Raw genomic sequence first — 12,257 nt, 5'->3', positions numbered from 1 at the left:
AATTTTACTATTGAGAAGGTAGTTACCAGCACTATCACTTGAATCAATATTCAAACAGGGAGCGTCTAATGAAGTCGCAAACAAAATTATCGTTAATTTCTCTCGCTATTACAGCAAGTCTTGCTTTACCGGTCAGCGCTACTGGCCTATCTCTGCCTGGTGTCACTGCTGTAGAAAAATCAGCAGAAGTCGCTGCAGCAGTTAACAGTCAATCGACTGTTGTTCAAACTGGATTAGGGCAAGATGCTTTAGTTAGTCAATCTGGTACTCGTCATGTTGCAGAGGTCACTCAAGTTGGTGATGACCAAATTGCTGAAGTGATACAGACAGGTGATTGGCAGGAGTCATACATTACTTCTGAAGGTAATGGTAATATTGTGTTAACCAATCAGGTTGATGACTGGCATATTTCAAACGTAAGTGTGAATGGTAATGACAACCAAGTTACTGTTGACCAATCAGGGTTTTGGAATACAAGTGAAACCACTTCTGTAGGCGCATCTAATATCGCTGATACAGTACAAGACGGGTTTCGAAACAACAGCATTATCCAGCAAGTGGGTGACAGCAACTTAACTCAAACCACACAAGTTGGTGAAACTAACTTGGCAATTTTTCGTGTAGAAGGTAATGACAATGACGGCATTATCTCTCAGCAAGGTAACAATAACCAAGCTGGCTTAGTATCTGCTGCAGGTGGTACAAACGTTGGCAATAACAACGATTTATTTGTCGACCAATCAGGTGATGAAAACTTTGGCGCTGTATTAGGTGTCACAGGTAATGATAACAGTTTTGAAATCGTCCAATCTGGCTTTGCTAACACAGGGGTTGTTGCAAGCTTAACGGGCTCAGATAACGATATTGTTATCGATCAAAGCGGTGACTTGAACAGCGCCGTTATTGAGTTTGCTACTGGCAATGGTAATGAAGTATTCATCTATCAAGATGGTACAGGCAACCAAGTTGGTGATAGCAACATTGCTGTAATTTCTGGTAATGACAACATGATTGATATTGATCAGTCAGGTATTGCCAACTTAACAGAGTTCGAAACAATCGGCGATTTAAACGTGATTAGTGTCGTTCAAGATGGCGAAGATAACTACGTTGCTTCAGGTACATATGGTGCTGATAACATTGTAGAAATTAGCTCAACAGGTAACAGTAATGAAGTTGCTGTGTTTGTTGAACTTGATCAAAATACAGTTTCAGTTAGTCAAGAAGGCGACACTAACTTTGCATATTCAGATACCTTTGGTTTTGAAAACAGCACGACACTTGAACAAGTCGGCTCTGACAACGAAGCCACTGTGAGCGTCGTTGGGATTGGCCAAAGTGTTGATATCGTACAAGAAGGCGAATTTAACTTAGCTGATGTTGTGTCTCTTGGTGAAGATCATATCATCGATATTGCACAAGAAGGCGCTGGTAACTGGGTTGGTGGCGATGACGGCTATTTCCTTGTCGATGGTACTAATAACAGCTTAACTATTTCTCAAGTAGGCAATGATAACTTAGTAACGGGTATGCAAGTAGGCAGTAACGATATGATCAATGTATCGCAGTCTGGCGACTTTAATACAGCAACTATTTACCAAAACTAATTATTGCTTTTACAAATAATTTGTAGATATAGAAATGAAAAAGGGAGCCATTTGGCTCCCTTTTTATGCAAACTTGTTGACTGCAATTTTAATGGAAAATCAGTAACTGTAACTTCTACCAGTATACAGATTTAAGCGAACTCAAAGTGAGCTTGATAAGTTTGCGCCCAACGCAATAATTCAACCCGATTGCGTGATTGCGTTTTACGGAAAATAGATGAAATGTGGGCTTTGACTGTATGCTCACTAATACACAACCTGTGGGCAATTTCTTTATTACGAGCACCGCTAGAAACAAGTTGAATAATCGTTCTTTCTCGGCTTGTTAGCATTTGTAGCATAGCAACCGTATCAGGCGGAATATCAATATTTGCATCCAGTTTCTGAACCAATCTGCGGAAAATCTTACTAATTAGCGGTCTATCATACCAAAGCTCATCTGCGACCATTTTTCTCAGCCCTGTTAACATCAGATCCATACGCTGATCGGCATAAAGTAAGCCTCTGACTCCTAACAATAGCGCTGACTCTTGATCAAGCGAGCCACGCTCAACTTGATATAAAGCAACAGGGACATGATTGACGAGCCGAGAAACCAGTAAAGGGATACCTTTACTGTCTAAAGCCGCTCCTTTTTGAGCGATTAGATAAAAACTATTGGTATTTTTCTCAACCTCTAGTTCACTCGCATGTTTAACTATGCGAGTTTTGAGACCAATAGACTCAGCTAAAATGGCCAAATGACATGGCGCTGCGACTTGGTGCAAAAAAACTAATTCATCAATATTTGAATTCATCACTTTTCTCCCTGAAAAGTATCCATCACATCTCGCGTCAGCGAGTTTCTTCCTGAAATGTTGAAAACATGTAACAACAATGTTCAATGATAGTATATTTTAACTAGTCCATAAGGTATTTTTGCAATACTAATGTATGAATTAATCATCTAAGTCCTTATAAAGTCCTCTATTAATAGCATAAAAAAACTTTCAGCACTGCCTAATTTAGTTTATTTACCTAAAAATTAGTGACGATTAAGTGATGCTAACTGCTTATTATGTAGTCCAGTAAGCAACACTAATGCACTAATTCCTCCTACTAATGCCATAAACATGTCAGATTGGGTATCCCAAACGTAACCTTGAGTGCCTAAAAAGGCTTCTGCATCTTCTCCCGTTAATAAAGCAACCCACCATTCTATGAGTTCGTAGAAAGCTGAAAACGCTAACACAAAACACACAGATAAAAACTGGCACCAATAGCCTGGTTGTAACACATGATTTCTCAACATCACTTCACGGGCTAACATCACAGGTATAAAACCTTGTGCGAGATGGCCAACTTTATCGTAGTTATTTCTATCACTATCCATCAGTTGTGCTAACCAATCGAATAACGGCACCTCTGCATAAGTGTATTTAGCGCCAACCAACAGCACACAGCAATGGATTAAAATTAACAGATAAGACAGTGAGGTTAAGGGGAATTTATTTCGAGTAAAAAATAGGATAGGAATAGCCAATAACGCAGGAAGCGCTTCAAGCCACCAAGTAAACATATCCTTAGGTGAGATAACAGACCAACAGAGCACGCTGCAATAAATCACTAGCCATATAACTTTCTTATTCAAACTAAATCCCTCTTAGATGATATTGTTCTAGAATTAGAATATTAACTTTAGCCATCTAGCCCTCTACAACCAGTTAAAAAAGTGCTATTTTGGTCTTGCATTACTATCAGCATAACATAAGCATAACTATTGATAAGAGGGTACCCATATCATGGCGAAACACTCGCTTGACAAGGATAAGATCAAAATCCTGCTGTTGGAGGGCGTCCACCAAACTGCGGTCGATGTACTAGAGCGTGCAGGTTACACAAACATTGAATATCACAAAGCTTCGTTACCAGAAGATGAGCTATTAAAATCCATTAAGGATGCCCATTTTGTCGGTTTGCGTTCCCGTACTCAATTAACTGCTGATGTGTTAAATCATGCTGAGAAATTAGTGGCTATTGGCTGTTTCTGTATTGGTACTAACCAAGTCGATATTGCTGCCGCTGAAAAGTTAGGTGTGCCTGTATTCAATGCGCCATTTTCTAATACTCGAAGTGTAGCAGAATTAGTATTGGGTGAAATCATCATGCTGATGCGTGGCATTCCGCAACGAAATGCCCATGCACATCGTGGTGGGTGGTTGAAGAGTGCAGCTGGCAGTTACGAAGTTCGTGGTAAAACCTTAGGCGTTATCGGCTACGGTCATATCGGTACTCAACTAGGTATTCTTGCAGAAACCTTAGGCATGAAAGTCGTATTTTTTGATATCGAAGACAAATTGCCACTCGGTAACGCGAGTCAAATTCACTCATTAGAAGCCCTATTGAATGAAGCTGACGTAATCAGTTTGCATGTACCTGAAACGCCTCAAACAAAAGACATGTTTGGCGCAACTGAGTTTGCTCAAATGCGTGAAAAAAGCATATTCATTAATGCGTCTCGTGGCACCGTTGTTGATATCGAAGCGCTATCTGAGGCATTAAAGTCTGGTCACCTTGCAGGTGCTGCGATTGATGTATTCCCTGTAGAACCAAAATCTAATGATGATGAATTTGTTAGCCCATTAAGAGGCTTAGATAACGTGATTCTTACTCCGCATATTGGTGGTAGCACCGCTGAAGCGCAAGAAAATATCGGTATTGAAGTCGCTGGCAAGTTAGCTAAATACTCAGATAACGGTTCAACTGTATCTGCAGTTAACTTCCCAGAAGTGACGTTGCCACAACACAAAGGCACTTCACGTCTACTGCATATTCACCATAACCGCCCTGGCGTATTGATCAAAATTAACCAAGCCTTCTCTGAAAAAGGTATCAACATTGCAGCGCAATATCTGCAAACCACTGCAGACATCGGTTATGTTGTGATGGAAGTTGACTCTAATCAAGCTGAACAAGCTCTTGGTGAATTGAAAGCGATTGATGGTACGATTCGTACTCGTGTATTGTTTTAATCGTTAAGTTAAACGGTCAATCAGCCCATTTAAACTTGATGACGAATTGACCAATAACATCACGAAAATATTGTGAACTAAAGCTATCTTCATTCAATTGAAGGTAGCTTTTTCTTTTGAGCATTAATGAATTCCGTTACACTCACTGTCTATCTTTTGATGGTCATCTTAAGGATCAGTTTATGACACTTGCAACAACACAGCCTGATTGGGACTTTCTACATACTTCCCCTGACTTATTTGTCGCCAATCTCACGCATTTAGGCTTAATTGAAATTACTGGTGAGCAAGGTAAAACCTTTATTCACGGCCAAGTTACCACTGATATCACCTCACTAACAGACCAGCAATGGCGTTGGGGAGCTCATTGTGATGCAAAAGGGAAAATGATCTCAAGCTTCAGAACATTCTCATGCAATGACAGCTTATTCACCCTTCACACTGCATCCGCATTACCGCTAAGTCTGGCTCAGTGGCAAAAATATGCTGTTTTCAGTAAAGCTGAATTAACTGATATCAGTGCGAGTAAATGTATTATAGGGATAGCAGGTAACACAGCAAGCCAGTTCGTTGAACAAGAATTTGGTGCGATAAATGACGAATTAACTATCGTCGATAACTCGATTATTTTAAAAGATAATGACCGATTTATATTGATTCTAAACGAAGATATAGCAAGCAAAGTCATTGTAGCTTCTAAGCAGCCATTACTTAATGCTTCTGCTTGGCAAGCACTAGAGATAAAAGCGGGTTATGCCAACATTGACGCTAACCATAGCGCTGAATTTGTGCCACAAATGTGTAATGTACAAGCTGTAAATGGGATTAGTTTTGAAAAAGGCTGTTACATGGGTCAAGAGACTATCGCCAGAATGAAATACCGAGGTGGTAATAAACGTGCCTTGTATATTTTATCTGGAACAGCCTCCGATACCGTCAATAGCGAAACACAAATCGAAGTTCAAATGGATGGTGACTATCGCCGTGCAGGTAAAGTCATTGAGTCAGTTCAGTATAATGGCCAAGTATTGCTTACCGCAGTCCTAGCAAACGACACTGATAATGATGCTGTACTTCGTATTAGCGATGACAGTCATAGCCTACTTTCAGTTGTACCACTACCTTATTCATTAGACGATGAGTAACAGCATAAGTAGTTGCGCTAATCAAACGTGATATAGAAAAGGCTGCTAATCCAATAAGGGTTAGCAGCCTTTTTATATTCTAAATAGCGGCAGTATTAAAAAGTTTCTTCGTGCTTCGCTTTGATTTCTTTCACATCATCGAGTACTGAACGAAACTGTTTTACCAAATCAGGATCGAAATGCTTGCCTGACTCTTTCTCAATTAGCGCCATCGTGTCTTCAACCGTCCACGCTTTTTTATAAGGCCTTGCTGAAGTCAGAGCATCAAATACATCGGCAATAGCAATAATACGTCCTTCTATTGGAATATCTTCACCGGATAAACCGTGGGGGTAACCACTACCGTCCCATTTTTCATGATGACTAATGGCAATGCGTTTAGCCATTTGCAATAAAGGGTCATCATGATCGCCGATAATTTCAGCACCGATTTGCGCATGCGCTTGCATCTCTTTCCACTCATCGGCATCTAACTTACCCGGCTTTTTTAATATCGAATCTGGCGTGCCTATTTTGCCAATATCATGCATGGGCGCTGCGTTATAGACTAACTCACAAAACCGAGAAGAATGACCAGATGCAATCGCTAATAATCTAGCGTAGTGGCTCATTCTAATAACATGTAATCCGGTTTCATTATCTTTGTATTCTGCTGCTCGACCTAAACGGCGAATGATTTCAAATCGAGTTTCACTCAACTCTTTAGTACGTTGGGCGACTTCTGATTCAAGTAAGCGTTTTTGATCATACAAAGATAGATGGGTTTTTACTCTCGCCTTTACCACTGCCGGGCTGACAGGTTTAGTGATATAATCCACGGCGCCTAACTCAAAGCCTTGTGCTTCATCTTCAGTCTCAGATAATGCCGTAACAAATATCACCGGAATGTGGCAGGTTAGTGGCTCACTTTTGAGTTTCTGGCAAACTTCATGGCCGTTCATGCCAGGCATCATAACGTCTAACAAAATAAGATCTGGAGCCGACTTTTGAGCCAAAGCTAACGCTTTAGGACCATCAATTGCGACTTTGATCTTGTAATCTTTACCTAAAATACCAACTAAAATGTCAATATTTTCAGGTGTATCATCAACTATCAGCACCGTCGCTTTTTCCATGTTAAATCCCTATAACTCTTCCTAGTGAATATGACTTTAAATACTTTTTCGGTAAGCTGTAAAAACCACATCAACCAATACTCTCACGAATTTTCTCAATATGTTCGACAGCATCTTCAAACTGGTAACCTTTAATCATTGCACCTACGGGCTTAAGTTTAGCCCAAGTTTGCTGATTCACCTGTAACTGTAGATTGTCGATCATATCGGTAGCTGATGCATCGCCATCGTCTAACAGCGCCAATAACTTATCGAGTAATTCCGCAAAAACTTCATCGCTGATAAGTTCAAGCTGAGTAGCCTCATCGCCAGTTTCATTGTTATTTAACCAAACATCGATAGCTTCGCAAATTGAGCTAACTAAGCTATCTAATTGACTAAGTTCATCTGAAAGCTCAGTTTCGTCAATCAAGTTCTTTTCAAGTTCTTTTGCCTGAGCGGTTAACTTATCGCAAGCTAAATTACCGGATAACCCCTTAAGAGTATGTGCATACCTGATAGCATCTTCTCGTTCATTGCTATCGATAGCATTCGTTATCTCTTTAACAATGTGACGCTTACCCTCTACAAATCGGGTCAATATTTTGCGATATAGGCGAGCTGAGTTTTGCACTAATTGCAAACCACGATCGACATCGACGTCAGGATGCTGAGGCCAAGTTTCATCGGTCTTAGTTGAACCCTTTGCGGTGAATGTTAGGTTTTCTGTTGCTATGTTTGACCCTAAATATTTAAGCAAGGTTTGATATAAAAGAGAGACTTCTATTGGTTTGGCAACATGATCGTTCATTCCAGCGTTAATACATTTCTCTTTATCACCGGCCATGGCATTAGCAGTCATCGCAATAATCGGCAGATTTTCAAATTCTGGCTGTAATCTAATTTGCTCTGTTGCGGTATAGCCGTCCATTACAGGCATTTGGCAATCCATTAGCACTAAGTCAAAATCTTGTTTCGCTACCATGTCTAAAGCGATTTGGCCATTATCAGCAATAGTTAATTCAATACCCACTTGCTGTAGAAACTCTGCTGCGACTTCTTGGTTCATGTCATTATCTTCAACTAATAACACTTTTTTGCCATTTAGCTGTTCAAGCAACTCTGCATTTAAGCTGGTCGCCTTTGCTCTAACTGGCATGTGTCCTTGCTTACCAAATGCCGACATTATGGCATCGAGTAGTCGTGAAGCGCTGATGGGCTTGGTGATATAACCGTTGATTCCTAGCTCATTTACTGACTGAGTAAACTCAGGAGTCGCATGAGCTGATACCATAATCGTTAACGGCGGATTCGCACTCTCTTTCATTATGGTTTCAGCCGTTTCCAAACCATCCATGCCCGGCATTTTCCAGTCAATTAAGGCCAATTTGTAATTGTTTGAATGACACATGGAGATTGCTTCAGTACCATCTTTTGCCAAGGAAACACTGAAGCCCATACCTTTAAGCATGGTCTGTAAAATATCCCGTGCGGTTTGGTTATCATCAACAACTAAAAGCTCCATCCCTTCTAGCTCTTGAGTTGCCTTTAGCTGTAGATCATCGGCTTGGCTGAGCTGCGCAGTAAAGTAGAATGTACTTCCGACTCCACGCTTACTTTCCACTCCTATTTGTCCATCCATCAACTCGACGAGTTGCTTACAAATAGCAAGACCTAAACCAGTACCGCCATACTTTCTGGTTGTTGAACTATCAGCTTGGCTAAAGGATTGGAAAAGCTTATTACATTGCTCTGGGGTAAGACCTATTCCACTGTCTCTTACGCTAAACTTGAGTTCTATCTCATCACCTTGTTGAACTAAAGTCTCGATAGTTAGAATGACTTCCCCACGCTCGGTAAACTTAATGGCATTGTTCATTAAGTTAATCAGCACTTGGCTTAATCTAAGGGGATCGCCCATTAAATGACTTGGAATATTGGGTGCGACAGAGAACAATAACTCCAACTGTTTATCGGCCGCTTTAACAGCAAACATATCACTGAGATCTTCTAACAATGTATCAAGCTGAAATGGCACGATTTCGATTTCCATTTTGCCAGCTTCAATTTTTGAAAAGTCTAAAATGTCATTAATAATACCCAGCAATGACTTAGATGCACGTTCAATTTTCTCCACAAAGTTATGTTGTTTTTTATCTAAATTGGTCTGTAGACAAAGGTGTGACATACCAATAATGGCATTCATAGGAGTGCGTATTTCGTGGGACATATTAGCCAAGAAATCACTTTTAGCTTTGCTTGCTGCATCAGCTTCATCTTTAGCAATTTTTAACTCATTGGAAACCGTCATTAAGCTGGTAATATCGGCCATAGACACAACTGCTGAGGTCACTTCACCTTGGTCATTATTGAGCGCAGCAAAGGTCATATCCATCCAAATAACATCACCTGATTGGCTCAGTATTCTTGGCTCAATATTAAAATTTTCAAATTCATTTTTGATCAGTTTATTAAACTGCTCTTTTGCTAGTACCTTGTCTTCAGGCGCCATAAATTCAAAGAATAATTTTCCTTCTAGCGCATTTGAATTTATTCCGATATTGCGGCCAAAGTGCTCGTTACAATTCAAAATCACGCCGTAAGCATCAATATTTACTATGCCCATTTCGGCGGTATTTAATAATGCTCTTAAATGTTTTTCACGATCAGCTAAGCGTGTTTCTGCTTGCTTCCTATCTGTGATATTCATTAAATAACCATTCCACATAATCGAATCGTTATTCCATGACTGCCCTTTCGCGCCAGCTTCTAACCAGATAGTCTCACCTGACGGATGCAGATATTGAAACTCTGTCACCCATTGCAAGCCATCAACACCTTTACCGGCTAAATCATCTAAAATCGTTTGTTTCTGGCTATCTACAATTCTGTCAATGAGCAAATCAAAGTTTTGCATTAGCATGTCACGAGGGAAGCCAATAATGCTGACACAAGCCTCTGATAAAAAACTAAATTCGCGCTCTGAATCAGAGTGCCAAATCATTTGATAAACTAAGTTGGGTAATGACTCGGTGATATTTTCGAGCTGTTTCTGGGAGTTTTTAATCGCTTCCAATGCATGCTTGCTGTCTGTTACGTCATGTAAACTACCGTCAAACCACAGCGGATTATCTTGCTCATCGTAACTGGCTTTACCTTTCTCATGTATCCATTTAATGCTGCCATCTCGATGATAAATTCGATATTCGACATCAAAACTTTGTTGAGTTTTAATCGCCTCACTGATTGCGGTAAAACAAGCCGCATCATCGTCTGGGTGAATAAGGGTGTTAAATCTAAGCTTATTACTCTCAATGAGATCTATGGCTGAATAACCTGTCATATCAGCGATATTGTCGCTGACATATTCCATTATCCAATGGTCTTCGATTCGAGTACGGTAAATCGCACCAGGAATATTAGCCACCAGCCCTCTAAAGCGGCTTTCACTGTCTTTTATTTTACGTTCGATAGCTAGCTGGCTGGTAAGATCTCGAATCGTCGCCGCAATTTGTTTTCTACCTTCATGGCGTATTGGTAACAATGCTAAGTTTATTTCAACCTGCATTTCGGTGTTATCTGATTTTAACGCTACCCAGCCTTCTTTAGGGGTGGCAAATCGGGTTAACTCTTGCTCTAAAAAGACAGTTCGAACAGCTTCATGTTTTTTCCTAAATCGTTCAGGAAAAAGTAACTCAACATTGAGGGCTAAAATCTGTTCAGCGCTATAGCCAAACAACTCTTGGCAGCGGCTATTGGTAAAGATGATATTCCCTAATTCATCAACAATTAGCATCGCTTGTGGTGATGACTCAATAACCGCATTGGACCATAGAGCAGCAGAAAATTGCTCCGTCACATCAGTAAATAACATCTCAACAGAAATTAATTCGCCAGCATCTGAAATTAATGGCTGCATAAACACATCGAGCCGTCTGATATGACCATCATCTGCAAGCATTTCAACTTGATGAGCCGGAACGGTTTTACCTGTTAATGCTTGTTCAGTGTAATGCCAATTTTGTTCATTGATTGGATCATTGGTAAACATGCGTTGGTATTTTCGTTTTAACGTATCAACGTCAACACCTAATACTTTTTGAACACCGTCACTCACTTGCGCTAATTGCCCTTGAGGATCTAAAGAACAATAAAATGATTTATCACTCATACCATCAATGAGACTGGCAAAGCGACTTCCGGTTGAATCTTTTAATGCGAGTTCCCTTTCAGCCAGTAACTCAGCGAGCTGATTGAATTTATTGGTTAAGGTTGCAACTTCAAAAATATTATTGCCACTGGTATCTAATCGGTTAACCTTACCTTCACCAAATGCAATAATGCCATTTGCTAAGTTTTCAAGCGGGCGGTTTAAGCGTTTAGAAGCAATAATACTTGTTAGAAGCAGTGCAATTGATAGTAATAATAAAATAAGGGCGAGCCTTGATATGTTCGTTAAGAAGTACTGACTTAACTCTTCGTCACTTGTCGCAATAACCACCTGCCAGCCTAATACTGGAACATTAGCAACACTGACTAAAAAACGATGTCCCGATTCAGTAATGGCATTAGTTTGGCCTGTTAGATTATTTTCCAGCAGGTTTCTTAGTTCATTATTAACGCCACTTTTAGACAGCCACTTATCGCTACTGCCTTTTAAGTCACTATTTTCAGAATCATAAAAAATGACTTGGTCATCTTTATCCAGTACCACTAAATTCTTACTGGGAATTTGCATCAACCTAGGTAAGTTATCTAACGCAATATCGGCAGTGACGACCCCAATGCGATCATCTATTTCACCAAACGCTTTTGAATAGGTGATCATAAGAATATTGCCCGCACCTTCATCAAAGTAAGGCGTTGACCATACACCTTCTGTACTGGCTATTGCATCACTCCACCAACTCCAACTGCCATCGGTATAGTCATAAGCCTCAGCACCAATATCAAGCATGCTTATTTCATTGCCATCACGAAAAACGTAAGGTGCGTAGCGTAGCTTTTCTGCTAAAAAGTTAGGACGATAGGCAATGGCGCTGCCAAAAATACTCGGATTGCGTCCAAGACGATTGATAAGCAGGTTTTCTATCTTATGAACATCGTCGTATAAATCATCACTGTCGACATAGGTGAGATAGTCAGAGAGGCCTCGCGTATTATTTTGAATCGAGTCCATCACAAAGTTAAGATGATTGGCAGATAAAACAGCTTGTTGCTCTAAGCGAAGGTAGGTATCTCTTTCATATTCTTGATAATTAATCCAGCCATGAAAACCATAAACTAATCCCATAATAAGGATTAATGGCAATGCAATATATGCCAATATTCGACTTCGAAAACTATGTAACTTGCGCTCATTTTTATCCATAAATATAAGTCTCATTTACTCAGTCAAAT

Annotated in this window: 7 protein-coding genes; 3 read left to right on the top strand and 4 right to left on the bottom strand. The window is 40.1% G+C overall.

Annotated elements, in window-relative coordinates; translation table 11 throughout:
• The first annotated feature begins 68 nt into the window (after positions 1-68).
• Positions 69-1,607: a curlin gene (locus AB4128_RS13570; protein ID WP_119967665.1), complete on the top strand. Its 1,539-nt coding sequence runs from the start codon at positions 69-71 to the stop codon at positions 1,605-1,607.
• A gap of 131 nt (positions 1,608-1,738) precedes the next feature.
• Here AB4128_RS13570 and AB4128_RS13565 read toward each other — a convergent pair whose 3' ends face one another.
• Together AB4128_RS13565 and AB4128_RS13560 are read right to left on the bottom strand one after the other, a co-directional pair.
• Positions 1,739-2,404, bottom strand: coding sequence for a LuxR C-terminal-related transcriptional regulator (locus AB4128_RS13565; protein ID WP_055022643.1), 666 nt, complete (start codon positions 2,402-2,404; stop codon positions 1,739-1,741).
• 227 nt (positions 2,405-2,631) lie between these two features.
• A complete protein-coding gene (locus AB4128_RS13560; RefSeq protein ID WP_055022644.1) occupies positions 2,632-3,237 on the bottom strand; it encodes a DUF2238 domain-containing protein in 606 nt (201 codons plus the stop codon).
• A 151-nt stretch (positions 3,238-3,388) separates the two neighbouring features.
• On the opposite strand from AB4128_RS13560, the gene serA reads away from it, so the two are divergent.
• Positions 3,389-4,618, top strand: a complete 1,230-nt coding sequence (serA, locus tag AB4128_RS13555) for a phosphoglycerate dehydrogenase (RefSeq protein ID WP_065109814.1) — start codon at positions 3,389-3,391, stop codon at positions 4,616-4,618.
• Between the two features lie 182 nt (positions 4,619-4,800).
• Positions 4,801-5,763, top strand: coding sequence for a tRNA-modifying protein YgfZ (gene ygfZ, locus AB4128_RS13550; protein ID WP_372037990.1), 963 nt, complete (start codon positions 4,801-4,803; stop codon positions 5,761-5,763).
• A 95-nt stretch (positions 5,764-5,858) separates the two neighbouring features.
• On the opposite strand, the gene AB4128_RS13545 is transcribed toward ygfZ, so the two are convergent.
• Together AB4128_RS13545 and AB4128_RS13540 are read right to left on the bottom strand one after the other, a co-directional pair.
• The gene (locus AB4128_RS13545) at positions 5,859-6,878 is read right to left on the bottom strand and encodes a two-component system response regulator (protein WP_055022647.1); all 1,020 of its coding nucleotides are present in this window, start codon (positions 6,876-6,878) and stop codon (positions 5,859-5,861) included.
• Positions 6,879-6,948: 70 nt separating this feature from the next.
• Positions 6,949-12,228 (bottom strand): PAS domain S-box protein, encoded by a 5,280-nt coding sequence (locus AB4128_RS13540; RefSeq protein ID WP_372037989.1) that lies wholly within the window; start codon positions 12,226-12,228, stop codon positions 6,949-6,951.
• Between the last annotated feature and the right edge of the window lie 29 nt (positions 12,229-12,257).

This window comes from Shewanella sp. 10N.286.52.A9 (assembly GCF_041468985.1).
Lineage (GTDB): Bacteria > Pseudomonadota > Gammaproteobacteria > Enterobacterales > Shewanellaceae > Shewanella > Shewanella japonica.
The sequence above is the reverse complement of the archived record's forward strand: the minus strand, read 5'-3'. Positions and strand labels throughout refer to the sequence as shown.

What these genes read in the sequence shown, in the direction of transcription:
- AB4128_RS13570 (WP_119967665.1), top strand. Translation starts at nt 69, where the DNA reads ATGAAGTCGCAAACAAAATTATCGTTAATTTCTCTCGCTATTACAGCA.
- AB4128_RS13565 (WP_055022643.1), bottom strand. Translation starts at nt 2,404, where the DNA reads ATGAATTCAAATATTGATGAATTAGTTTTTTTGCACCAAGTCGCAGCG.
- serA (WP_065109814.1), top strand. Translation starts at nt 3,389, where the DNA reads ATGGCGAAACACTCGCTTGACAAGGATAAGATCAAAATCCTGCTGTTG.
- ygfZ (WP_372037990.1), top strand. Translation starts at nt 4,801, where the DNA reads ATGACACTTGCAACAACACAGCCTGATTGGGACTTTCTACATACTTCC.
- AB4128_RS13545 (WP_055022647.1), bottom strand. Translation starts at nt 6,878, where the DNA reads ATGGAAAAAGCGACGGTGCTGATAGTTGATGATACACCTGAAAATATT.
- AB4128_RS13540 (WP_372037989.1), bottom strand. Translation starts at nt 12,228, where the DNA reads ATGGATAAAAATGAGCGCAAGTTACATAGTTTTCGAAGTCGAATATTG.